This is a genomic window from Streptomyces sulphureus DSM 40104 (genome assembly GCF_000381025.1).
Lineage (GTDB): Bacteria > Actinomycetota > Actinomycetes > Streptomycetales > Streptomycetaceae > Streptomyces > Streptomyces sulphureus.
The window spans coordinates 710553-734813 of sequence record NZ_KB905815.1 but is presented as its reverse complement, the minus strand read 5'-3'; the positions used below and the strand labels follow the sequence as shown (position 1 = coordinate 734813).

Annotated in this window: 21 protein-coding genes; 10 read left to right on the top strand and 11 right to left on the bottom strand. The window is 71.1% G+C overall.

Features of this window, described 5'->3' with window-relative positions:
* Positions 1–123: 123 nt before the first annotated feature.
* The 5 genes from F603_RS0111270 to F603_RS0111250 all read right to left on the bottom strand — a co-directional run bounded on the left by F603_RS0111270 (position 124) and on the right by F603_RS0111250 (position 5340).
* Positions 124–810: a response regulator gene (locus F603_RS0111270; RefSeq protein ID WP_019546118.1), complete on the bottom strand. Its 687-nt coding sequence runs from the start codon at positions 808–810 to the stop codon at positions 124–126.
* Positions 807–2126 carry a sensor histidine kinase gene (locus tag F603_RS0111265; protein ID WP_019546117.1) on the bottom strand — a complete coding sequence of 440 codons (1320 nt, stop codon included), beginning with the start codon at positions 2124–2126 and terminating at the stop codon, positions 807–809. The genes F603_RS0111270 and F603_RS0111265 overlap by 4 nt, the downstream gene beginning before the upstream one ends.
* A gap of 85 nt (positions 2127–2211) precedes the next feature.
* Complete coding sequence (locus tag F603_RS0111260) at positions 2212–3078, bottom strand: DUF4429 domain-containing protein (RefSeq protein WP_019546116.1); 867 nt, start codon at positions 3076–3078, stop codon at positions 2212–2214.
* 59 nt (positions 3079–3137) lie between these two features.
* A complete protein-coding gene (locus F603_RS0111255; RefSeq protein ID WP_019546115.1) occupies positions 3138–4412 on the bottom strand; it encodes an alpha/beta hydrolase in 1275 nt (424 codons plus the stop codon).
* A gap of 235 nt (positions 4413–4647) precedes the next feature.
* Complete coding sequence (locus F603_RS0111250) at positions 4648–5340, bottom strand: TetR/AcrR family transcriptional regulator (protein WP_019546114.1); 693 nt, start codon at positions 5338–5340, stop codon at positions 4648–4650.
* Positions 5341–5936: 596 nt separating this feature from the next.
* Here F603_RS0111250 and F603_RS0111245 point away from each other — a divergent pair.
* A complete protein-coding gene (locus tag F603_RS0111245) occupies positions 5937–6344 on the top strand; it encodes a peptidase inhibitor family I36 protein (protein ID WP_019546113.1) in 408 nt (135 codons plus the stop codon).
* Positions 6345–6507: 163 nt separating this feature from the next.
* Here the strand turns inward: F603_RS0111245 and aceE are convergent, their stop codons facing one another.
* Complete coding sequence (aceE, locus tag F603_RS0111240; RefSeq protein ID WP_019546112.1) at positions 6508–9255, bottom strand: pyruvate dehydrogenase (acetyl-transferring), homodimeric type; 2748 nt, start codon at positions 9253–9255, stop codon at positions 6508–6510.
* A 467-nt stretch (positions 9256–9722) separates the two neighbouring features.
* Here aceE and F603_RS0111235 point away from each other — a divergent pair, with 467 nt between their 5' ends.
* From F603_RS0111235 to F603_RS0111210, 6 genes are all read left to right on the top strand, one after another.
* Positions 9723–10163, top strand: coding sequence for a DUF3052 domain-containing protein (locus F603_RS0111235; RefSeq protein ID WP_016906653.1), 441 nt, complete (start codon positions 9723–9725; stop codon positions 10161–10163).
* Positions 10164–10267: 104 nt separating this feature from the next.
* Entirely contained in the window at positions 10268–10726 is a 459-nt protein-coding gene (locus F603_RS0111230) for a peroxiredoxin (protein ID WP_016906654.1), read from the top strand.
* A gap of 444 nt (positions 10727–11170) precedes the next feature.
* Positions 11171–11746, top strand: a complete 576-nt coding sequence (locus tag F603_RS0111225; RefSeq protein ID WP_016906655.1) for a TerD family protein — start codon at positions 11171–11173, stop codon at positions 11744–11746.
* A 140-nt stretch (positions 11747–11886) separates the two neighbouring features.
* On the top strand, positions 11887–12465 hold the full coding sequence (locus F603_RS0111220) for a TerD family protein (protein ID WP_019546111.1): 579 nt from the start codon (positions 11887–11889) through the stop codon (positions 12463–12465).
* Between the two features lie 195 nt (positions 12466–12660).
* Positions 12661–13815: a DUF475 domain-containing protein gene (locus tag F603_RS0111215; RefSeq protein WP_019546110.1), complete on the top strand. Its 1155-nt coding sequence runs from the start codon at positions 12661–12663 to the stop codon at positions 13813–13815.
* 103 nt (positions 13816–13918) lie between these two features.
* Positions 13919–14680 (top strand): TerD family protein, encoded by a 762-nt coding sequence (locus F603_RS0111210; RefSeq protein WP_019546109.1) that lies wholly within the window; start codon positions 13919–13921, stop codon positions 14678–14680.
* A gap of 32 nt (positions 14681–14712) precedes the next feature.
* Here F603_RS0111210 and F603_RS0111205 read toward each other — a convergent pair whose 3' ends face one another.
* Positions 14713–15750: a TerD family protein gene (locus F603_RS0111205; protein WP_019546108.1), complete on the bottom strand. Its 1038-nt coding sequence runs from the start codon at positions 15748–15750 to the stop codon at positions 14713–14715.
* 237 nt (positions 15751–15987) lie between these two features.
* On the opposite strand from F603_RS0111205, the gene F603_RS0111200 reads away from it, so the two are divergent.
* Genes F603_RS0111200 through F603_RS0111190 form a run of 3 tightly spaced genes read left to right on the top strand, consistent with a single transcriptional unit; the run spans position 15988 to position 20530 of the window.
* Positions 15988–17157, top strand: coding sequence for an HpcH/HpaI aldolase/citrate lyase family protein (locus F603_RS0111200; protein WP_019546107.1), 1170 nt, complete (start codon positions 15988–15990; stop codon positions 17155–17157).
* The gene (locus F603_RS0111195; protein ID WP_019546106.1) at positions 17154–19643 is read left to right on the top strand and encodes a phosphoribosyltransferase; all 2490 of its coding nucleotides are present in this window, start codon (positions 17154–17156) and stop codon (positions 19641–19643) included. Before F603_RS0111200 ends, F603_RS0111195 begins: the two co-directional genes overlap by 4 nt.
* Positions 19640–20530 (top strand): HAD family hydrolase, encoded by an 891-nt coding sequence (locus F603_RS0111190; protein ID WP_019546105.1) that lies wholly within the window; start codon positions 19640–19642, stop codon positions 20528–20530. Before F603_RS0111195 ends, F603_RS0111190 begins: the two co-directional genes overlap by 4 nt.
* Here F603_RS0111190 and F603_RS0111185 read toward each other — a convergent pair.
* The 4 genes from F603_RS0111185 to F603_RS0111170 form a co-directional block, all read right to left on the bottom strand.
* Complete coding sequence (locus F603_RS0111185; protein ID WP_019546104.1) at positions 20517–22169, bottom strand: ABC transporter permease; 1653 nt, start codon at positions 22167–22169, stop codon at positions 20517–20519. The genes F603_RS0111190 and F603_RS0111185 overlap by 14 nt on opposite strands.
* Positions 22166–23083, bottom strand: a complete 918-nt coding sequence (locus F603_RS0111180) for an ABC transporter ATP-binding protein (protein ID WP_019546103.1) — start codon at positions 23081–23083, stop codon at positions 22166–22168. Before F603_RS0111180 ends, F603_RS0111185 begins: the two co-directional genes overlap by 4 nt.
* Positions 23084–23151: 68 nt before the next feature.
* The gene (locus F603_RS0111175; RefSeq protein WP_026328323.1) at positions 23152–23811 is read right to left on the bottom strand and encodes a TetR/AcrR family transcriptional regulator; all 660 of its coding nucleotides are present in this window, start codon (positions 23809–23811) and stop codon (positions 23152–23154) included.
* 208 nt (positions 23812–24019) lie between these two features.
* A complete protein-coding gene (locus tag F603_RS0111170; RefSeq protein WP_037955796.1) occupies positions 24020–24241 on the bottom strand; it encodes an FmdB family zinc ribbon protein in 222 nt (73 codons plus the stop codon).
* Positions 24242–24261: the final 20 nt, after the last annotated feature.

Sequence of the window (24261 nt, the reverse complement as noted above, 5' to 3'; positions counted from 1 at the left end):
GTACCCCCTCGGCGGCTGCCGGAGGCTCCGGCTGCCTGTCGTGGGGAAGCCTGCGGGGGTGGTCACGGCGAGCGCGTCACACCGGAGTCTCCTCCCGGGGGATACGGGAGTAGGGGATGGTGGTCACTCCTCGCCGGGGGAGACGAGGCCCGACTCGTAGGCGAAGACGACGGCCTGCGCCCGGTCCCGCAGCCGCAGTTTCATGAGGATGCGGCTGACATGGGTCTTCACCGTCTGCTCGGCGAGGTGCAGCCCGTTCGCGATCTCGGTGTTCGAGCGCCCGCGCGCCACCAGCGCGAGCACCTCCCGCTCACGCGCGGTGAGCTCCCTCAGCCGCGGTGCCGAGCGGCTCTTACGGGGACGCTGCCGCGCGAACTCCTCGATCAGCCGCCGCGTCACCGAGGGCGCGAGAAGCGCCTCGCCCGCGGCGACGACACGTACCGCGGCGATGAGGTCGCTCGGCGGCGCGTCCTTGAGCAGGAAGCCGCTCGCCCCGGCGCGCAGCGCCTCGTACACGTAGTCGTCGACGTCGAAGGTGGTGAGCATCAGCACCTTCGGAGACCGGTCGCCCTGTGCGGCGCCGAGGAGTTGGCCCGTCGCCTCCAGCCCGTCCATGACCGGCATCCGCACATCCATGAGGACGACGTCCGGCCGGGTGCGGCGGCACACCTCGACGCCTTGGGCGCCGTCCTCCGCCTCCCCGACGACGTCGATGTCGGCCTGCGCGGCGAGGAGCGCGGCGAACCCCGCACGGACCATCGCCTGGTCGTCGACGATCAGGACGCGTACCGGTTCCGTCACGGTGCTCACGCTTTCGTGTCCTTCGCCATAGGGGCCTCGGTGCCGGCGAGGGGGAGCCACGCGGCGACGAGGAAACCGCCGTCGGGCCGCGGCGACGCCTCGACCGCGCCCCCGAGCAGCCGGACGCGCTCCCGCATGCCCACGAGGCCGTGCCCGGTGCCCGCGCTCTCCAGGGGCGCGCTCTCGGGGTGCGGCGAGGGTTCGTTCACCACCAGCACGTTGAGCCGGCCCGCTTCCTCGCCGATGTCGACGCGGGTGCGCGCGCCCGGCGCATGGCGCACGACGTTGGCGAGCGCCTCCTGCACGATCCGGTACGCCGAGAGCGAGACCGCCTGCGGCAGCCGGCGCGTGGACGCGTCGGAGTGCTCCACCGGCACCCCGCCCCTCACGGTCGCCTCGACGAGCTGCGGCAGCCGCTCCAACCCCGGCTGCGGCACCCGCTCGCTGCGCGTTTCCTCGCTGCGCAGCACCCCCAGCAGACGGCGCATCTCCGCGAGCGCCTCGCGCGCGGCGGCGGCGATCGAGGCGAACTCCTGCTCCGCTTCGCGGGGCACGTCGGACAGGCGGTAGGGGGCGCTGTCGGCCTGCACCGTGATCACCGACATGTGGTGGGCCACGACGTCGTGGAGCTCGCGGGCGATCCTCGTCCGCTCCTCCAGCAGCGTCCGCCCCGCCCGCTCGGCCTCGCTGATCGTCTGCTGCTCGGCCAACTTCCTGCGTGCCTCGGCGCGTTCCCGCAGCGCGACACCCACGAACAGTGCGACGCCGCTGAGCACGACGAGCAGCACGTTGGTCCCCTCGCTCCGCTCCTGCGCAACGAGTCCAGACGCCAGCGAGACCACTGACGTCACGGCCCACACGGCGACGACCGTGCTCCGGCGTTCCCGCAAGCCGAGCCCCAGGCAGAGCAGCAGGTAGCCGATGATCACCATCGGCGTCCACGGCCAGGGCCGCTCGGCGGCCGGGGCGCCGAGCACGGCGAGAGCGCCCGCGAGGTCGGCGGCGAAGACCAGCCACCAGGCGGTGAGCGGCCGGCTCGCGACCAGGAGCAGCGGCGCCGTCTGGGCCACCGCGAGCGCACCCGAGACACCGCCGGTGAGGCCGTAGCTATGGGTGAGGACCTCTACGGTGACCGGCAGCAGCACCGCGACGAACGCCAGCGGCACGAGCTGCTGCAACCACCGCAGCCGACCGCGTGCCGCTCCCGCGAGCGGGGCGGACTCGGGCGACGGCACCGTCAGTGCCGTCGCGAACAGCCGGGCGCCGGCTGCGATACGGCGCCGCTCGCGGGCCAACACCGTCTCCTCGGGCGGAAGTTGCGGCATGTGCCGACGGTAGGCCCGGCAGCGCGGGACCGCCTCCTCCGCGGGTACCGGTGGGCCCCCTACCCCGGTAGGGGGCCGGGTGCGGTCACAGCAGCGTGAGGAGCTCCGTCTTCTTCGTCGTGAACTCCTCATCGGTGAGGAGGCCGGCCTCGTGGAGCTCGCCGAGATGCCGGATGCGCTCCGCGATGTCGGCGGGGTCGCCGCGCGCGGGGCTCGTCGTCGGGCGCAGCTCGTGGGTGACCGGTCCGCCGGCGGCCGCCGCGGCCGCGAGGACTGCCGCGGCGAACGGCAGCGACTCGTAGACCGGTCCGTACCCCAGCCCGAAGACGACGGACGCCGGGTCCTGGTCCGGCTGCGCCGCGGGCTCGGTCCCCGGCAGGTGGAGCCGCAGATGGCCGTCGAAGACCTCGGGCGACCGCCACTCGATGCCGTCGATCTCGCGCACCCCGAAGGACTGGTCGCCGGCCTTCCACTTCGCCGAGGAGGCGCCCGTCGAGAACCATCGGAAGGCCACGGTCTCGCCGTCAAACGCGGCCTTCCCGTCGTACGCCTTGAAGCTCAGCGGCGGCTTCGGCGGCTCGACGAGATGCCGGTCGGCCGGCTTGCCCGACTCCGGTCCCAGTTCTTCGCGGAGTTGGTCCGCGTAGTACTCGGCAAGCGTCTCCCGGTCGGCCGGCAGCACCAGCCGGTAGGGGTCGCTCCCGGGCTTCAGTTGTCCGTCGGCCGCGTCCAGCAGCGGGTCGGCCCCCTCCCGGGGCACCACGTGCAGGACCACCGTTCCGCGTTTGCCGCCGGGGAGCAGCTCGACCGTGCTCAGCGCCTCGTACGGGATGCGTCGCTCTCCCAGTGCCTGGAAGAGCTTGGGCGTGCGAATCCCCCGTTCAAAGCGGATGAGCACGGAGTCCGCTGCGAACTCCCAGGCGGAGTGATTTCCAGCCAGTACGTCACCCATGCGGGCCATCGTATGCGGCAGTTGCTCCCGCGTCGCGGGTTGTCGTGCTACGCGCGTCGTCAGGTGTCGGCCGAGGGCGCGGACGTCCGGTGCTCGGCCCCTGCGGTGCACGACGGGTCCCTCGCTGCGCAGTCGAGGAGGTGGTAGGAGCCCGTGCCGATGGCGGCGAAGTTGGCGAGGCTGGAGGTGCCGGGAACGAAGTAGCCGGTGTGGCCCTCCGCGCCCGCGGCCGAGAGGCGCCGTGCGCCGAAGCCCTCGCCGACGGGGTCGGCTCCGTGGCCCAGGCCGCCTACGTTCATGTGCGGCACGTCGGCGATCCAGTCGTCCGAGTCGCGCATCGCCCAGATGCGCGCCGAGGTGTCGAGGTCTCCCGCGCGGTCGACGCGCATCCCCGGGCTGGCGGCGACGGCGATGTCGCTCACCTGCTCGGGAAGGTCGTCGGCCGCGACGCCGCAGACGACCGAACCGTAACTGTGGCAGAAGAGAGCGACCCGGGAGCGGTCGAGTTCGGGCAGGCTGCTGACGAAGTCCGTCAGTCGCTGGGCGCCCTCCTCGGCCGAGCCACCGGATGCCGCGGCGACGCCGAGACCGGTCGGGGCCGTGTAGTCCGCCCACGCGACGGTGGCCGTGGGCACGGTGGGAGCGGTCTCCTTTTCCTTCTCCTGGAGCGCGTGCGCCATCCCGACCGGCGCGCTGTACTTCCGCTGCGTCCGCTCGAAGTTCGTCAACTCGGTGTCGACGCCCGGGACGACGACGGAGATCCGCTGCGCGTTGTCGAGGTCCCCGAAGACCTCCGCCGCTCTGCCCCGGCCCGACGGGTCGAAGGCGAGGATCTGCCGGTCCGGCAGCAGCAGCGACTCGAAGCGGTGCATACGCTGTTCCGCCGACTGCCGGCCCTCGTCGGTGAGGCGGTCGTCCACCATGCGGGAACGCTCCACGTCCCTCGCGTCCTCCAGCGCGCGGTGGTTGGCGCGGTAGCGCAGCTCCACCGGCGCACCGTCGAGGTTGCCGACGACGAGTGGATACCGGTCCGCGAGCCGGTGCTGCTGCCGCCCGTTCAGGGAGTCCATGAACGGCGCGATCACCGAGGGACCCGCCTCCGGGTCGGGCAGGTCCCGCCCCGCGATGCTGCCTTCGGACCAGGACTCCAGCGCGGCGGCACGCGGCCCGCTCTCACCGCTGTGCTCGTGCACGGCGGTCCAGCCCGTCGTCGCAAGCAGCACGAAGACCACCGAGAGTGCGAGGAGCGCACGCCAGGCGGTGGTTCCGGAGGCTTCCGCCGGAGGGAGTCCGGAACCCGAGAGCTGGTTGCCAAGGGCGGGGAGGTAAGTCACTGAGGCGTCACCATAAAAGATGGCCCCCGGGGTCGGTCGAATCCCGCGCTGGCCGTGAGTCAAGTCACGTTTGACAGGGGGCGGAGCGCCTGTGTCGGGCGGGGTGTATCGCCTTGTCTCGCTGCGGAGTTGCTGAAAAGCGGCGGCTTCCCGGGACTTGGCCGCATTGCCGTCCGTGCGGGTGTCTCCGCCTCGTTTGCCGGAAGCGCATGCGCCCGGAGGAGAGGGGGCCGCGTCAACCGGCGGGACGGGGCATGCGCTCCTTCGTGGGGCCCGCAGACGAGGCGGGGGACGGCACGCGGGGCTGCACGCCCCAGTCGCGGCCGAGCGCAGGAGCGAGGTGCTCGACGTAGGAGTCGGCGAAGGAGCGCGCTGCCTCGACGGAGAGGTCGGGCCCGCAGCTCCAGCGGCGACCGGCCGCGCGCATCACGCCGCAGAAGGCCGCCACCAGCACGCGCGGGCGCGGGTCGAGGTCCGGATCGAGTCCGGTGCGCGCCGCCATCTCGGCGCTGACCCGGTCCTCCATCGCCGACTGCCGCCGCAGATGCGCGGCGAGGAGCGACGGGGTGGTCTCGACGGTGTGCCACATCATCAGGTGGAGGCGGAGAGGAACGACGTCCTCCACCGCTTCGGCCGTCGCCGTCCACGCCGTGTCCAGCGCGTTGCGCAGGACGTCGTACGGGGCCTCGTCGAGCGGTCTCTCGACGATGCTGCGGACGAAGACCTCCTCGACGACGTCGTGGAAGTGGAAGGCGACTTCCTCCTTGCTGGCGAAGTAGCGGAAGAAGGTGCGTTGGGAGACCTCCACCCGGTCGGCGATGCGGTCGACGGTGGTGGCGTCGTACCCGTGGTCCACGAAGAGCTGGTGTGCGGCGAGGAGAAGGGCATCCCTGGTCCGCTGCTTCTTCCGCTCTCGCAGACCGGTCACTCTCGGACACCTCCGGTGGATCGCCCCTGCACGGTGCGTTAGTCACGAGACGTCTACCGGCGGGTCAGTATGTTTGTCAATTGTCAGCGACTGTCAGGGGCTGGTGGGGGTCTCGGTCGCGGTGGGTGTGGCCGCGGGGCGGTGGCGGGTCGCATTCGGGATGTGGGCGGGTTCCGTGCGGTGCCTCGGCACGGGGCGGGGTGGGTGCCGTGCGGGCTTCCGGCCGGTGGTGCGGCTGCCGGAGAGGGGCCCCGCAGGGTGCAACCGGCCTTCTGCGGTCCTCAGTTCGTGGCTGACCTGCGGTTACCTGTGGTTGTGGATAACTCGGCCGCTGGACCGGGTGATGTGGGCCGAAGACTCTTGGCGTGGCGTGGTCGGGGCGTTCATGCTTTTCGTGTCCCGCTCGCAGGGCGGGAGGAGTCCCGGAGCGCGTCCGCCGAGCCGTCGGTGCGGCGCCTGTCGCGGGACGTTGTGAGGGCGGCCGCTGCCGCCCGAGTGTGCCGGCGCGAAGAGCGACGCCGGCCTTTCACGGGGGAGTTGAGTTCATGCGTGCGTGCATGCTGCGTAAGAGCGGTCCGCGAGCAGCCGAGCGGAGGATGCGGGGTCGCGCCTCGGGCGTGAGGGCGCCTCGTTTCGTATACGGCGCCGTGGTGGTGCTGGCGGTGTGGGGCGTCGGGATGGTGCCCGCGGCGGGTGCCTCGCCGGTGGGTGCGGCGCAACCACAGCTCGGGCCGTGCGGCGCCGGTGAGTTGTGCCTGTGGCAGAAGCAGGGCTTCAAGGCGAAGAAATGGGTCCACGAACTCAGCGACACGGATATCGATAGCTGCGTCCCTCTGCCGAAGGGAGCCTCCGCGGCGGCGCTGGCGAACCGGACGGGTCGCCCCGTCACCGTTTACCAGAGCCGTGAGTGCGCCAGTACCGGGGAGTTCCACACCCATCCCTCAGGCACCTGGACCCCGCACACCGCGTACGCGGTACGCGCGTTCAAGATCTGGGAGAACTGAAATGCCTGGGCTTGTCGGTGAGCCGCGGAGGTGCGGCGCCGCGGCCGTAGGTCCGGCTCGGCCGGCTGCGCGCACCCTCTGCGCCGATCGACCTCCGCCGCGGCAGGGTGCGGGCGGCCCGAGCGGAGCTCGGACACCCGTACCCTGCCGGGCCGGCCGTAGGTCAGGCGTCCCCGCCCGCCGCTCCCGGGTCGGCGGCCGTGGCGTCGAGGAGCTGGTACCGGTCGAGGGCCTGCTTCAGCGCGGAGCGGTCGATCTTCCCCTCCTTCGCCAGCTCGGTGAGGACGGCGAGCACGATCGACTCGGCATCGATGTGGAAGAAGCGCCGAGCCGCGCCCCTCGTGTCGGCGAAGCCGAAGCCGTCCGCGCCGAGGGACTGGTAAGTCCCCGGCACCCAGCGGGAGATCTGGTCCGGAACGGCACGCATCCAGTCGGATACGGCCACCTTCGGCCCCTCCGCACCCTGGAGCTTCCTCGTGACGTAGGGCGTCCGCTGCTCCTCCTCGGGGTGGAGCAGGTTGTGCTCCTCCACCGAGACGGCCTCGCGCCGCAGCTCGTTCCAGGAGGTCGCGGACCACACGTTCGCGCGTACCCCCCACTCCTCGGCGAGGAGCTCCTGAGCCCTCACCGCCCAGGGGAGAGCCACGCCGGAAGCGAGGATGTGCGCGGGGGTGCTGCCGGAGTCCCCTTGGCGATAGCGGTAGAGGCCCTTGACGATGCCTTCCACGTCGACGTTCTCGGGTTCGGCCGGCTGTTGTACGGGCTCGTTGTACACGGTGAGGTAGTAGAAGACGTCCTCGCCGTGCGGGTGCTCCTCGCTGGAGCCGTACATCCGCTGCAGACCGTCCCTGACGATGTGGGCGATCTCGAAACCGAACGCCGGATCGTAGGCGACCACTCCCGGGTTGGTCGAGGCGAGCAACTGCGAGTGCCCGTCGGCGTGTTGGAGCCCCTCACCCGTGAGGGTCGTGCGCCCGGCCGTCGCGCCGAGGACAAAGCCTCGCGACATCTGGTCGGCCATCTGCCAGAACTGGTCGCCCGTGCGCTGGAACCCGAACATCGAGTAGAAGACGTAGATCGGGATCATCGGTTCGCCGTGTGTGGCGTGCGTGGAGCCGGCGGCGATCGTCGCCGCGATGCAGCCCGCTTCGGTGATCCCGTCGTGGATCAGTTGCCCGGTGGGGGATTCCTTGTAGGCGAGGAGCAGTTCGCGGTCCACGGACTCGTAGGTCTGCCCCAACGGGTTGTAGATCTTCGCCGAGGGAAAGAAGGAGTCCATCCCGAAGGTCCGGTACTCGTCGGGGGCGATCGGCACGAAGCGGTTGCCGATCTCCTTGTCCCGCATCAGGTCCTTGAGCAGTCGCACGAACGCCATCGTCGTGGCGACCTGCTGCTGACCGGAGCCCTTGCGCACGGCGGCGTACGCGTTGTCCCCGGGCAGCGTCAGCGGCTTCGAGCGGTCGATCCTCGTCGGTACGTAACCGCCCAGCTCGCGCCGCCGGTCGTGCATGTACTGGATCTCTTCCGAGTCCTTGCCGGGGTGGTAGTAGGGCGGCAAGCCCGACTCCAACTCCGAGTCCGCGATGGGGATATGGAGACGGTCCCGGAAACCCTTGAGATCGTCGACGGTGAGCTTCTTCATCTGGTGGGTGGCGTTGCGGCCTTCGAAGTTGGGGCCCAGAGTCCATCCCTTGATGGTCTGCGCGAGGATCACCGTGGGCTGACCCTTGTGCTCCTTGGCCGCCTTGTAGGCCGCATACACCTTGCGGTGGTCGTGGCCGCCGCGCCCGAGGTGGAGCAGTTGCTCATCCGTCATGCCCTCGGCCATCTTGCGCAGCCGCTGGTCTCCGCCGAAGAAGTGGTCGCGGATGTACGCCCCGCTCTCCGTCGCGTACGTCTGGAACTGCCCGTCGGGTGTGGAGTTGAGCTTGTTGACGAGCACGCCGTCCCGGTCCTGCCCGAGCAGCGGGTCCCAGGAGCGGTCCCACACAAGCTTGATGACGTTCCATCCGGCACCGCGGAAGTACGACTCCAACTCCTGCATGATCTTGCCGTTGCCGCGCACCGGGCCGTCGAGCCGCTGGAGGTTGCAGTTGATCACGAAGGTGAGGTTGTCGAGCCCCTCGCGAGCAGGGAGCGACAACTGCCCGAGCGACTCCGGCTCGTCCATCTCCCCGTCGCCGAGGAACGCCCACACGTGCGACTTGGAGGTGTCGGCGATCCCGCGCGCCTCGAGGTAGCGGTTGATCCGCGCCTGGTAGATGGCGCCGATCGGGCCGAGCCCCATCGAGACCGTGGGGAACTCCCAGAAGTCCGGCATCGAGCGCGGATGGGGGTAACTGGAAAGCCCGTCGGGGTACTTGCTCTTCTCCTGCCGGAACCCGTCGAGTTGCTGCTCGGTGAGCCTGTCGAGGAGATAGGCGCGGGCGTAGATGCCGGGGGAGGCGTGCCCCTGGAAGAAGATCTGGTCGCCGCCGTCGCCCTCGTCCTTGCCGCGGAAGAAGTGGTTGAAGCCGACGTCGTAGAGAGAGGCCGAGGAGGCGAAGGTGGCGATGTGCCCGCCCACTCCGATACCGGGGCGCTGAGCTCTGGAGACCATGACGGCCGCGTTCCACCGGGTCGCGTTGAGGATCTTGCGCTCGATCTCCTCGTTCCCCGGGAAGAACGGCTCGTCCTTGGTGGCGATGGTGTTGACGTAGTCGGTGCTGCGCACCTCCGGTACCGCGACGCGCTTCTCCCTGGCGCGCTCGATCAGCCGGAGCATGAGATAGCGGGCCCTGTCCCGACCGCGCTCGTCGACGGCTTCGTCGAGCGAGGCGAGCCACTCCTCGGTCTCTTCGGGGTCGAAGTCGGGGACCTGGCTGGGAAGGCCGCCAATGATGATCGGGGTGCGATCTGATGCGGAAGCCACGCTGTTCCTTCGCTGCTCGTTATCGCAATGTGTGTGCCTGCTGTACAAGGTGTCGCGCGCCTCCATCGTGGACCGCACGCGCGAATCCGTCATCTCTACCGCAAGGTAACCGCGCCGCTCGCCCCCTGCCCAAGGGGACCGGGGAGAAAAAGGGGCAAAGCCTCCTGTCTCCGTGATGCGGCACCTTACGCCCGTACCATGCGTGAACGGTCGCGCTCGGGGGTGCTCTCGGAGTGCGCGGTCGTGGCGAGAGCGGTGCGGCACTCGGGGCAAAACCGTCGGTTCTTCCCCGTCGCCCGGTGGTGGGAAGGCCGGCGGATCGGGCATTCTGGGATGACACGTCAACGTTTGGGCGGGACAGACCGCCGGGTACTTGCGTGATCCGGCCCGCCCGTGTGGACTACCGCCAATGCTTCGCGGGTAAGCGGAGCGCAGGCATAACCGAGAAACACGACAGGAGGCAATCCGTGAGCGCGACCGCGGACCACGCGGAGGAGCGGACCAACCCCGCCGCAAGGCTGGGTTTCCAGCCCGAGCAGGTGGTCCAGGAGATCGGCTACGACGACGACGTCGACCAGGAACTCCGCGAGGCCATTGAGGAGATCACCGGCCAGGAGCTCGTCGATGAGGATTACGGTGATGTGGCCGACGCCGTGGTGCTGTGGTTCCGCGAGTCGGATGGCGACCTGACGGACGCGCTGGTGGACGCCACGACCATGATCGATGAGGGTGCTCCCGTCTGGTTGCTCACCCCCAAGACCGGCCGTGACGGCTACGTGGAGCCGAGCGAGATCGGCGAGGCGTCCCAGACCGCCGGACTCTCCCAGACCAAGAGCTTCAATGCGGCCAAGGACTGGACCGGCAGCCGTCTGGTAACCCCGAAGGGGGCGCGCTCCGGAAAGCGCTGACCGGACTTGACCGGGCACTGCGCCCCCGACCGGCCCGAAGCCGGCGGGGGCGCAGTGCATAGGGTGGGGCGGACTCTGTCCCGTCCACCGAAGGGAACCCCGCCATGGCGATCGAGGTCGGCACCAAGGCTCCGGACTTCACGCTCAAGGACCAGCACGGCCAGGCCGTCCGGCTCTCCGACTACGAGGGCAAGAAGAACGTGGTCCTGCTCTTCTACCCGTTCGCCTTCACCGGCGTCTGCACCGGAGAGCTGTGCGCCCTCCGCGATGAGCTCCCCACTTTCGTCAACGACGACGTCCAGCTCCTCGCCGTCTCCAACGACTCCCCGTTCGCGCTCCGCGTCTTCAGCGAGCAGGAGGGGCTCGAGTACCCGCTGCTCTCCGACTTCTGGCCGCACGGCGAGGCATCGCGTGCCTACGGAGTCTTCGACGAGGAGAAGGGCTGCGCCGTCCGCGGCACCTTCGTGATCGACAAGACCGGAACCGTGCGGTGGAACGTCGTCAACGCGATCCCGGACGCGCGGGACCTCAACGAGTACACCAAGGCGCTCAAGGAGCTCTGAGTCGGGGCGACTGCCGACGTCGGTCGGTCGGGCGGTGGTTCCTGCCGCGGTTTCGCGTCGGAAGTGGGCTCCGCTCGGCTGCCGGTCGGCAGTGCGGGCCCGCCTTGCTGTCGTTGGGTGCTGCCGGCCGCCTGCCGTTCCGGGCGTCCGCCAGGCCGGAGGTGCGCCCGCGGGTCCGGTTTCGTCACCCGCGCTCGGGGCAACAGGGGACGCAAGCGCCTACACGGCACCGGGAAGCGAGGGCCGGCCGACCGGTGCGGTGAGCGCGCTCGCCGGGTGCTGTCGGCGTGGGGAAAGACCGGGCGGCCGGTGTGAGCGGTCCTTGTCACAGGGGTGTGGGGAGGGGAACCCCTCACTAGGATCGAGTCGTTGAGTCCGACGGCATCCGTATGACGGGAAAACGGGGCACATCGTGCTCCTTCCGAACAACCACCAGGAGGACTCGTGGGAGTCAGCCTCAACAAGGGCGGAAATGTCTCGCTGACCAAGGAGGCCCCGAATTTGACCGCGGTGATGGTCGGCCTCGGGTGGGACGCTCGCACCACCACCGGGAGCGATTTCGACCTCGACGCCAGCGCCCTGTTGACGAATGCCGAGGGAAAGGTCGGCGACGACCGGAACTTCGTCTTCTTCAACAACCTCGCCAGCCAGGACGGTTCGGTCCAGCACACCGGCGACAACCTCACCGGTGAGGGCGAGGGCGACGACGAGGTGATCAACGTCAACCTCGCCGGCGTCCCTGCCGAGGTGGAGAAGGTCGTCTTCCCGGTCTCCATCTACGACGCGGAGACCCGTCAGCAGAGCTTCGGCCAGGTGCGCAACGCGTACATCCGCGTCGTCAACCAGGCCGACGGCAACGAGCTCGCCCGGTACGACCTCACCGAGGACGCCTCGACGGAGACGGCGATGGTCTTCGGCGAGCTCTACCGCCACGGCGCCGAGTGGAAGTTCCGCGCCATCGGCCAGGGTTACGCCTCCGGCCTGCGGGGGATCGCTCAGGACTTCGGCGTCAACGTGTGAGCGGCGACGCCTGACCACCGGCCCCAGCGGTCGGAATCCAGCAGCCGCCGGCGCCGCAGACTTCCGCAACCGGGAGGTGTGCGGCGCCGGGTGGTGCCGTCACACTGGCTCCATCGCCATCGGGGAGAGGAACACAGAACATGAGCGTCACGCTCGCCAAGGGGGGAAACGTCTCCCTCTCGAAGGCCGCACCCGACCTCACCCAGGTCCAGGTCGGCCTCGGCTGGAAGGCCCGCTCCACCACGGGCGCCGACTTCGACCTCGATGCCAGCGCCCTGCTCTGCAACGCGAGCGGACGCGTCCTCGGGGACGAGTACTTCGTCTTCTACAACAACCTCACCTCTCCTGAGGGCTCCGTCGAGCACACGGGAGACGAACTCGTCGGCGGCAGCGGCGGGGACGACGAGACCGTCCTCGTCGACCTCACCAAGGTGCCGTCGCACGTGGAGAAGGTGGTCTTCCCGGTCTCCATCTACGACGCCGAGTCGAGGCACCAGACCTTCGGCCAGGTGACCGACGCCTACATCAGGGTGCTCAACCAGTCGGACGGCCAGGAGCTGGCTCGCTACGACCTCACGGAGGACGCCTCCTCGGAGACAGCGATGATCTTCGGCGAGCTCTACCGCAGGGACGGTGAGTGGAAGTTCCGGGCCGTCGGCCAGGGTTACGCCTCCGGACTGCGGGGCATCGCCCTCGACTTCGGCGTGAACGTCGACTGACGGCTGCGCTCCACGTACCTCCGTGCATCAGGTCCGGGCTTTCGAGTATCAGGTCCGAGACGGCGTATGTACCTGTGCGCCGGAGCACGCGCGGCCCTTGGGGCAACCCCGCGTGACCCCAAGGCGTCCGAACCCCCCACCATGGCAAGACCAAACCTGATACCGCACCTGATAACGAAAACGATGGGGTAGGCAGTGCTGAAAACCTTCGGCTGGTCGATCGGCGTCACCGTCGCCGGTCTCGCCTTCGCCGCATACTTCTGGGGCTGGACGGGCTTCGCCGTCGTCGCCATCCTCTCCGTCCTGGAGATCTCGCTCTCCTTCGACAACGCCGTGGTCAACGCGGGCGTGCTGAAGAAGATGAACGCCTTCTGGCAGCGCATCTTCCTCACGATCGGCATTCTGATCGCGGTCTTCGGCATGCGCCTGCTCTTCCCCGTCATCATCGTCGCGATCAGCGCCCAGGTCGGGCCGATCGAGGCGGTGCAGCTCGCGGTCGACGAGCCGGGCACCTATCAGGACCTCGTCACGGATGCGCACGCCGCGATCGCCGCCTTCGGCGGGATGTTCCTGCTGATGATCTTCCTCGACTTCATGTTCGAGGAGCGGGAGATCAAGTGGCTCGGCTGGCTGGAGCGTCCGCTCTCCAAGCTCGGCAAGATCGACTCGCTCTCGATCTGCCTCGCGCTCGTCATCCTGCTGGTGACGGCGACGACGCTCGCCACTTCCGCGCACGTCTCGACGGGCCACGCCGACAAGTCGGGGACGGTGCTGCTCTCGGGCATCGCCGGCCTCATCACCTACCTCATCGTGGGCGGCCTTTCGGGGCACTTCGAGAACAAGCTGGAGGAGGAAGAGGAACGCGAGCAGGAGGAAGAGGAGGCCGCCAAGCGTGCGGGCAAGCAGACGTCGGCCGTCGGCCTCGCCGGCAAGGCGGCGTTCTTCATGTTCCTCTACCTCGAAGTCCTCGACGCCTCCTTCTCGTTCGACGGGGTCATCGGCGCCTTCGCCGTCACCAACCACATCTTCTGGATGGCGCTCGGCCTCGGCATCGGCGCGATGTACGTCCGCTCGCTCACCGTCTACCTCGTCCGGCAGGGCACCCTCGACGACTACGTGTACCTGGAGCACGGCGCGCACTATGCGATCGGCGCCCTCGCCATGATCCTCCTGGTGACGGTGAAGTACGAGATCCACGAGGTGATCACGGGCCTCGTCGGCGTCCTGCTCATCGCCTTCTCCTTCTGGTCGTCGATCCACCGCAACAGGCGGCTGGAGGCCGAGGGCGGAGGAGGCCCGGAGGAGGGGGACGGCGGGCACGTCGAGTCCGGAGCAGCAACTCGGGTGTGACGCGGTCCAGTTTGAGGAACGCTCCCTGCGGGGCGGCCGGAGCCGACGGTTTCGTGCCGCCCCGCAGCATCGAGTGGAACAGCGGCCGGAGTGGGGGTGTGCGATGGTCTCCCTGTGGGAGCACTGGCGGCGCGGTATGGGCAGGGGCGCAGGGGGACAGTCCTTCGACTCGATGGGGCCCTTCTCGGGCCATGCCGTCGAACTCACCAAGCGCCACTCCGAGGTCTCGCTGACGAAGCAGGGCGCCGACACCGGCGGCATGCGCGTCAACCTCTCCTGGCGGATGCGGAGTTCGGACGTCGGCGGCGGCAGGACCCGCCCCCGCGGCTCCCTCAGGCACCCGCTGCGCAGCCTCAAGCCCGAGGTGGTGCAGGCCCACACCCAGGGCGTGGTCAATGTCGACCTCGACCTCGCCTGCCTGTACGAGATGAAGGACGGCTCCAAGGGCGTCGTGCAACCGCTCGGCGGCTTCTACGGGGACCTCAGCAGCCCGCCCTACGTGAAACTCAGCGGCGACGACCGCTTCGGTTCCCCCTCGGGCGAGACGATCTACGTCAACCTCGACAACAAGGACGAGATATCCCGCCTGCTCTTCTTCGTCTACATCTACGACGGCACCCCGGCGTTCGACCGTACGCACGCGATCCTCACGCTGTACCCGAGCAGCGGCCCCCGGGTCCAGGTGAGTCTCGACGAGCGCGCACCGCAGGCCCGTTCGTGCGCCGTGCTGCTCCTCCAGAACGAGAAGAACGAACTCACGGTCCGCCGTGAGGTGCGCTACGTCTACGGCTTCCAGTCGGAGTTGGACCGCCTCTACGGCTGGGGGCTCCAGTGGGGCCGCGGGTACAAGACGCACAAGGTGTGACGCCGAGCCGGCGGTAGGCGGCCCCCGCCCGCCTACCGCTGGAGGAACTGCGGCCCCTGCGGCGGCAGCGCGAAGCTCGGGTCGGGCTGCGGGTAGCCGTACGTCGGCTGCGGGTAGCCGTATGCGGGCTGCGTGGTCGGCGGCTGCTGCGGCGGCTGCGGGTAGCCGTAACCGGTCTGCGGCGGAGCCGGGGGGACGGTCGTCGGGGGCGGGCTTCCGGGCAGGGGCTGCGGGGGCGCCTGGACGCCGGGTGCGTGCGCCGCGGCCGCGGGGACCGAGGGTTCCGTCGGATGGTGCGGTGTGAGCGGGTGGGGTACGCCGCCCGGTGCGCCGGGGAAGCGGGGCGCCTCGGGGGGTGCGCTCGCCGGGACTTGGGTGCGGAACGGAGTGTGCGGCACCGTGGCCTGGGGGTCGTACCCGGTGTCTTCCGCCGGCTGCTCCGGCTCGCTCTGCTGCTCCGCCGGGGCGGGGGGGTCGGCGGGCGGGGCCTGCTCGTCGGGAGCGGGCGGCGCGTCCTCCTCGGGTGCGCCCTCGTCCACGGCGATGCCGAACGTCGTGGCGAGTCCGACGAGCCCGGTGTCGTAACCCTGGCCCAGCGCGCGGAACTTCCAGCCGTCGTCCTTGCGGTAGAGCTCGCCGCAGAGCATCGCCGTCTCTTCGCCCGTCTCCGGCTCGACGTCGAAGTGGAGGAGTTCCTCCGCCTCTTCGCCCGCGGTGCCGTAGAGGTACAGGCGCAGCGGCCCGACGTCGGCGAAGGTGCCGCCGTCGGCCGAGGCGGCGAGGAGGACGCGCTCCACGCCCTCGTCGAGCGCGGCGAGGTCTACCTCGACGGTGTCCCGCAGGCTCTCCGCCTCGCGGGTCTTCGCGAGATGGCGGACGAGCCCCGAGGGGTGCCGGGGCTGGTTGTAGAAGACGAAGTCGTCGTCGGAGCGGACGCGTCCGTCCTCGGCGAGCAGGAGAGCGGAGGCGTCTATGTCCGGTACGCCGGCGCCCGGGGACCAGCGGAGCACGGCACGCACGGTGCTCGCTTCCAGGGGCGCGTTGGAGCCCTTCGTCATGGCGTGCGTCATGGGTTCATCCTGCCTGTGCGCGGCGTCCCGGGACAACGTGGGGCGGCGTCGAGTGACGCGGCTCCCCACCCCTTGGGGAACTCTTGACCTACCCCCGTACGTACGATGAACGACCCCGGCCATACCCGGCCCGCCGGAACGAACGGCACCGCCCCCCACTCTCGTCCGGAAACGTCCGCAACGCGGCGGCCGGTCGGACGCGCAGCAGCGGTGAGTGCGACGTGAGTAAGGACATCCATGCGGCATTTCAGGCACCTGGCGCCTGAGGTCCGACGCGGCCTCTTCCACCGCGAACCGGACGAGTTCACCGCCGAATCACCGGCCCGCACCCTCGCCGCCGCCCTCGGCGCGACCCTCTACAGCCCCGCCAACCGCCCCGGCCTCGCCGCCGACGTGGTGCAGCAGGCCAGGGGCGGCGTCGTCTCGATGGTCCTCTGCCTGGAGGACGCCGTCCCCGACGGCGAGGTGTCCGAGGCCGAGGCCAACCTGGTGCGGCAGTTGGACGAGCTCGCCCTCGCCGCGGACGACGGAGCCGAACTCCCGCTGCTTTTCGTACGGGTACGCACCCCCGAGCAGATACCCGACCTCGTCAAGCGCCTCGGCCCCGCGGTCGGCCTCCTCTCGGGTTTCGTCGTACCGAAGTTCACCGAGGAGAGCGGAGCGCCCTTCCTCGACGCGCTGGAGCAGGCCGAACGCGACTGCGGCTGCCGCCTCTTCGCGATGCCGGTACTCGAATCACCCGAGCTGCTCCACCTGGAGACGCGCACAGCGACCCTCGCCGGTATAGCCCGCTGCGTCCGCGCGCACCGCGACCGCATCCTGGCGCTGCGCCTCGGCGTCACCGACTTCTGCTCCGCGTACGGGCTGCGCCGCACCCCCGAGATGACGGCGTACGACGTGCAGTTGGTGGCCTCCGTCATCGGCGACGTCGTCAACTTCTTCGCGCGGGCCGACGGTTCGGGGTTCACGGTGACAGGGCCCGTCTGGGAGTACTTCAGGCTCCAGGAGCGGATGTTCAAGCCGCAGCTCCGCCGTTCCCCCTTCACCAGCGGCCGCGCGGACGAGCTGCGCACGGCGCTCATCGCGCACGACATGGACGGCCTCCTGCGCGAGATCGAACTCGACCGCGCCAACGGGCTGCTGGGCAAGACCTGCATCCACCCGTCGCACGTCGCCCCCGTCCACGCCCTCTCCGTCGTCAGCCACGAGGAGTACACGGACGCGACGGATATCCTGCGCCCGGAGCGGACGGGCGGCGGAGTGCTGCGCTCCGCGTACACCAACAAGATGAACGAAGTGAAGCCGCACCGCGCCTGGGCCGAACGCACGCTGCTGCGCAGCGAGGTCTTCGGGGTCGCCAGGGAGGGCGTCGGTTTCGTCGAGCTGCTGGCGGCGGGGATCAAGTGAACGGCGAGTACGGAACGGTGGTACAGGCGGACGAGCGGGACGACGGGCCGGCGCCCGCGCGCGGGGCGTGGAGCGGCGAGTGGGTCGAGCGCGAACTCGGCGTCCGGATCGGCGGGGAGGGCCTGCGCGAACTCGTCGGACTCGCGCTGCGACGCAACCCGAAGCGCGCGCACCTGCTCGTCTCACGGGTGCTCGGCAAGCACGTACCGCAGCGCCCCTCGGTCGTCCTGGGCGCGGGGCGCACCCTGGGGCGGCGCGTACGCACCCTGCTGGGCGAGGCCGCCGACCGCGCCACCGTCCTCGGGTACGCGGAGACGGCGACGGGCCTCGGCCACGCCGTCGCCGACGGACTCGGCGCCGCCTACCTCCACTCCACCCGCCGACGGGTGCCGGGGGTCGCGCCGTTCGGCGGCTTCGAGGAGGAGCACAGCCACGCCACCGGGCACCTGCTGCTCCCCGAGGACCCGTCGCTGCTCCTCGCGGAAGGACCGCTCGTCCTCGTCGACGACGAGTTCTCCACGGGGCGGACCGCCCGCAACACCCTCGCCGCGCTCCACCGCCGGCAGCCGCGGGAGCGGTACGTCCTCGTCTCCCTCGTGGACGTCCGCACCACGGAAGACCAGGCGGCCCTCAGGGAGTTCGCCGCCTCCCTCGGCACCCGCGTCGACGTCGTCTCGCTCGCGGCGGGACGGGTCACGCTCCCCGGGGACGTGCTGGAGCGTGGCGAACGGCTCGTCGCCGCGCACGCGCCGCCTGCCGTGGAGCCGCGCCCCGGGCCGGAGTTCACGCGCGTCGACCTCGGCTGGCCCGCCGGGCTCGCGGAGGGGGCGCGGCACGGCGTCGGCCGCGCGCACGCCTCCCGCCTCGACGCCGTGCTGCCGGGCGTCGCGGCCCGCCTCGCCGCCCGGCTCGCACCGGCCCGCCCCGCGCGCGTACTCGTCCTCGGCACCGAGGAGTTGATGTACGCACCGCTGCGGATCGCGCACGCACTCGAAGAACACCTGGGCGAGTCCGCCGAGGTCCGCTTCTCCACCACCACGCGCTCGCCGGTGCTGCCCGTGGACGACGACGGGTACGCGATCCGCACCGCGCTCACCTTCACCCCGCACGATCTGCCGCCCGGCAGTCCCGACTCGGGGACCAGGTACGCGTACAACGTCGCGGGCGGCGGCTTCGACGCCGTGGTCGCCCTCGTCGACGACGTCGGCGACACCGAGGCGCTCCGCGCCCCCGACGGCCTGCTCGCGCAGCTCGCGCCGCACACGGAGCGCCTCCTCCTCGGTGTCCTGCCGACGCACGTCCCGACCGGCGCGCCCGCCGGTCGGCCGCTGCGCGGGCCGCTGTTCTCGTCCTACCGGGCCGAGGACGTCGGCTGGCTCCTGCGGGACTTCTCCGACGTCGAGTTGGAGGCGCCGACCGAGGAGCGCGAGGAGGCGATACAGAGCGGCGGGGCGCACTACGCGGAGTCGCTGCCCGTCGAGTACCAGCCGAGCCCCCGCTACCGGCAGCTCTTCCACAGCGCCCTCGACCACTCGGCCTCCCGCCTCGCGCGTGCGGTGGGCGCGGTCACGGAGACCGTCCTCGCCGAGCGCGGGCCGAGCCCCGTCCTCGTCTCGCTCGCCAGGGCCGGCACACCCGTCGGCGTGCTGATGCGGCGCTGGGCGCTGCGGATGCACGGGGTGGCACTGTCGCACTACGCGGTCTCGATCGTCAGGGGACGCGGTATCGACGAGGCGGCGCTGCGCTACCTCGCCGCCCACCACGACCCGGGCGACGTCGTCTTCGTCGACGGCTGGACGGGCAAGGGCGCCATCACGAGGGAGCTCGCCGACGCGGTGGCGGCACACCCCGGCTTCGACCCCTCCCTCGCCGTCCTCGCCGACCCGGGGTCCTGCGTGCGCACCTACGGCACCCGGGAGGACTTCCTCATCCCCTCGGCCTGCCTCAACTCCACGGTCTCCGGGCTCATATCGCGCACCGTCCTGCGGGACGACCTGGTCGGCCCCGGCGACTTCCACGGCGCGAAGTTCTACCGCGAACTCGCCGCCGACGACGTCTCGCAGCTCTTCCTCGACCGCGTGGAGGGGCACTTCCCCGAGGTCCGCGAAGACGCGGCGGCCGACTCGGCAGCGCTGCGCGCGACGGACCGCACGCCCACCTGGGAGGGGTGGCGGGCCGTCGACCGGATCAGCGAGGAGTACGGCATCGGCGACGTCAACCTGGTCAAGCCGGGCGTCGGCGAGACGACCCGGGTGCTGCTGCGCCGGGTGCCGTGGCGGGTGCTCGCGCGGCGCGGTGCCGGCGCCGACCTCGACCACGTCCGGCTCCTCGCGGAGCAGCGGGGTGTACCCGTCGAGGAGGTCGACGGGTTGCCGTACGCCGCCGTCGGCCTCGTCCACCCCCGGTACACGCGCGGTGCGACGGGCGCCGACGGCAGGGCCGCGGACTCCGGTGCGCCCGCCGCGCGTGGGGACGGCGCCCCGTGACCGTCGCGCTCTTCGCCTCCGACCTCGACCGCACCCTGATCTACTCGGCGGGCGCCCTCGCCCTCGACTGCCCCGACACGGAGGCACCCCGGCTGCTCGGGGTCGAGACGTACCGGGGCGCGCCGCTCTCCTTCGTCACCGAGGCGGCGGCCGGGCACCTCGCCTCGCTCGCCACGTCGGGCGGCTTCGTCCCCGTCACCACACGTACCAGGGAACAGTTCGCGCGCGTCCGGTTGCCGGGCCCCGCGCCGCGGTACGCGGTCTGCGCCAACGGCGGGCACCTCCTCGTCGACGGGGAGAGCGACCCGGCGTGGCACGCCGCCGTCCGCAGGCGGCTCGGCGACTGCGCGCCGCTCGCCGAGGTGCGGTCCCGGATGCTCCGCGACGCCGGGCCCGACTGGCTCCTCAAGGAACGCACGGCGGAGGGCCTCTTCGCCTACCTCGTCGTGGACAGGGCGCGCCTGCCCGGCGGTTGGCTCGACGCGTTCACCGGCTGGGCCGGGGCGCGGGGCTGGGGCGTCTCGATGCAGGGGCGCAAGGTCTACGCCGTCCCGTCCGTCCTCACCAAGGAGGCGGCCGTCGCCGAGGTCGTCCGCCGCAGCGGAGCAACCCTGCTCCATGCTGCGGGGGACTCCCTCCTCGACGCCGGGATGCTCGCCGCCGCCGACACCGGCTGGCGTCCTGGGCACGGGGAACTCGCCGACACCGGCTGGCACTTGCCGCACATCGAGGCCCTCCCTGAGCGCGGCGTCCGCGCCGGCGAGCGGATCGCGGCGGCAGCGTACGGGGCGTTGCGGGGAGGGGGCGAGGTGCGGGTGCCGGCCGACACGGTCCGTGATCTCCCGGCGGGAAGAGGAGAGGCCGCGCCGGGTTCTACGCCTGGGTGACGACGTCCCTCCGCCGGAAGGCGGCCAGCGCCGCAGCCGTGCAGAGCGCGGCGAGGGCGGTCAGGACCGCGAGCGAGGCGACGCTGAGCGTCTCCGCCGGGTACTCGCCGATGTGCGCGAACGGGGAGACGGACTGGGCGACTTCGGGCAGTTCGAGAAGCGGGCCGAAGAAGCCTGCGAAGAGCCCGTACGCCAACACCGCCCAGACCAGGGGGACGGCCCCGGGAGCAGCGCCGTAGAGGAGAGCGGCGAGGGCGAGGACCAGCCACACGGCGGGCGCGTGCGCGACGTGGCCGAGGACCGTTTCGCCCAGCAGCCCGGCGTCCCCCGTGCTCGCCGCCGCGCCGATGCCGTCGCCGAGCCCTGCGAGGAGCAGCAGCCAGAGCGTGGAGAGGCCGACGACGGTCAAGTGGCCGCCCAGCAGGGCTCGGCGGCCGACGGCCGTGGCGAGGACGGGTTCGGTGCGGCCCTCGGTCTCCTCGTTGCGGAGCGACTGGACGGCGAGGACCGCGTGGGTCCCGGCGACGAACGCCCACATCAGTCCCATGGTTCCGAGGTAGCCGTCGAGGAGGTTGTCGGCACCTCCCAGCAGCGTCACCACCTCGCCCGGTGCGTCCTCCAATCCGTCGAGCAGGGGTTGGGTGAACGATCCGTACGCGCCCGAGCCGAGGAGTACGGCCGCGCTCCATCCGACGAGACCCGGTCCGTGCAGGCGAAAGGCGAGCGCGAGCGGCGAGTTGAGCCACGGGGCGGCCCGGGGAGCGCCGTGGCGCGGTGGGAACAGGCCGGCTCCGAGGTCGCGGCGCATCGACGTGGCGTAGCCGAGCGCGGCCGTCGCCGCGGCGAAGGCGAGCGAGAGCAGCAGTGGCCACCAGCGGTCCAGCGTGTAGGGCGCGGTCTGCTGGGACCAGCCGATCGGTGACAGCCACGAGAGCCAGGAAGGACCGCTCTGCTGCACGTGCGCCATGTCCCCCAGGGCCCGCAGCGCGAACGCGGCGCCGAGCACGGCGCCCGCCGTCCCCGCGGCGGCCCGCGGTTGCGCGGACATCTGGACGGTGGCCGCGGCGGTGCCGGCGAAAGCGAGGGCACAGGCACCGGCGCCCGCGCCGAACACGAGGGAGCCGGTGGTGTCGTAGCCCCCTCCGATCATGACGGCGGCGATCAGCAGTGCGGTCACGGTCGCCATCAGCGTCGCGAGGAGCAGCGCCGCGGTGAGCTGCGCGTGGCGGCCGACCACGTTGGCGCGGATCAGCTCGGTCCGCCCCGCCCGCTCCTCGGCCCGGGTGTGCCGGACCACCGTCAGCAGGCCCATGAGCCCCGCCCCCGTGAGGAGGTACAGGCCGTACTCGCCGACGAGGAACCGCTCGACCGTCAGCGCGTCGAACCCGAACCCGGGGCCGCCGAACATGGCACCGGCAGGAGTCCTGGCGAAACCGGCGAAGGATTCCAGGTCCTCCTCGGTCTCCGCGAGGGCACCCATCGCCGAGGAGAAGTAGGTCATCAGCAGGGCCAGTCCCAGCGTCCAGCCGAAGAAGCGGACGCGGTCCCGCCGCAGCATGAAGACGAGGAGCTTGCCCGTGCCGGTCAAGCCTCCCGGCGCGAGCCCGTTGCGTGCCGGCAGGACGGACGCGGTCGTCATGCGGCCCTCCCGCCGTCCGCGCCGGAGGAGGTGCCGTCGCCGTAGTGGCGCAGCAGCAGTTGCTCCAGCGTCGGCGGATGGGCGCTGAGGGCGTGCACGTCGTGCTCACCGAGGTACCGCACGACGGGGGCGAGTTGGTCGCCGTCGACCTCGAAGCGGAGGCGGCCGTTCTCGGTCCGCAGGTCGTGGACGCCGGGGAGCTCGGCGAGGGCATCGGCCGGCTGCCGGGTGACGGCCTCGACGGAGGTGCGCGTGAGGTGCCGCAGTTCGTCGAGCGAGCCGGACTCCACGATCCGTCCCTGGCGGACGATCGAGAGGCGGTCGGCGAGGACCTCCACCTGTGCGAGGACGTGGCTGGACAGCAGTACCGTGCGACCGGCCTCCCTGGCTTCCCTGATGCATTCCTGGAACGCCGCCTCCATCAGCGGGTCCAGCCCCGCCGTCGGCTCGTCGAGCAGCAGCAGTTCGACGTCGCTGGCGAGGGCCGCGATCAGGGCGACCTTCTGCCGGTTGCCCTTCGAGTACGTGCGTCCCTTCTTGCCCGGGTCGAGGTCGAAGCGTGCACACAACTCGTCGCGGCGGGCGGGGTCGGCGCCGCCGCGCAGCCGTGACAGCAGGTCGATCGCTGCGCCTCCGGTCAGGTTGGGCCACAGCTCCACGTCACCGGGAACGTAGGCGAGGCGGCGGTGGAGAGGGACGGCGTCGTGCCACGGATCGCGGCCGAGCACGCGCGCGGTGCCGCTGTCGGCGCGCAGCAGTCCGAGCAGGACGCGGATCGCGGTGGACTTTCCGGCGCCGTTCGGGCCGAGGAAGCCGTGCACCTCGCCCGGTGCCACGGCCAGTTCGACGCCGTCGAGCGCCCGGACCCGGCCGAAGGACTTGGTGACGTCGTGCATCTCGATGGCGGGAGTCATGTGGGTACCCCGTTTGTCGTCGTTTGTCGTCGGTCCGTGACGGAGGCGTGCAGGTTCGCCGGCGTGTGTCAGGCGTCAGCGCCGTCCGCCGGTGGATCGGGGACGTGCAGGAGGTGTTCTTCGAGCATCGATCGGTCGACGAAGAGCCCCTGGCAGAACAGCTCCACGGCGGGGAAGGTGATCGTCTGCACGTACTCGCGCAGAGAGGCCGTGAAACGGGCGTCGTCCCCGTCGTCCGGGTGGAGGGTGAACCAGACGAGCAGGCTGCCGAGCCCCTGGTAGGCGAGGAGCCTCGTACGCGCGGCCGGAGCCCGGCTGGTGCGGATGACGCCCGCCGCCTCGCCCGCGGCGAGGTACGCCTCGGCATCGCCGATCATGTGCTCGGCGGTCGTCTCCGCCAGTTCTCCGCCCGCTTGGACGCTGCGCAGCAGGTAGCGGACGAGCGGTGCGAACTCCTCGATGTCGGCGATCCGCGCGAGCAGCGAGCCGGTGTCCGTGTCGGTGAGGGCTTCTTCCTTGACCGCCCGCAGCAGCGCCAGGACATGGGCGTCGCACGCCTTGCGCAGGCCCTCCTTGGAACCGAAGTGGTGGACGATCAGTCCCGCCGTCACCCCGGCGTCGTCCGCGATCGTCCGCAGGCCCGCTCCGAACCCGTCCCGCCCGAACCGCACGACTGCGGCGTCGCGGATCTGCGCGGACGCTCCGCCGGGATCAACTGTCTGTGACACGCCCCCTGTTCGCATGCGAGCAGGCTAAACAGGCGTTCAATGCGAAGGCAACGGAGAGTCGTCGCGGTGGCCGCTAAGAAGGCGTCAAGGGCCGTCGTGTCGCCTCAACGCCCCGTCGTGTGTTGTGCGTCCGCAGAGTTGATCGGAGCGGCTGCCCTCAAGTCCCGAGGAGGCGGGCGACCGGGGGTGGCGCAAGCTCCCTCGTGGCTCAGCCGCAGCAACCGCCCCCGCAGCACCCTCCGCCCCCGGTGGGCTGCGCGCCGCCGGACGGTGCGCTGCCCGCGGAGCTGCCGACGGCGACCGTCGACAGAAGCTTGACGGTGTCCCCGTGCCCCTGCGGGCAGTCGGCGGGTGTGCTCGACTCGGCCATGGGACGGCTCAGTTCGAAGGTGTCGCCGCACTCGCGGCAGCGGTACTCGTATCGCGGCATGGCCACAGCCTAGCCGCCTC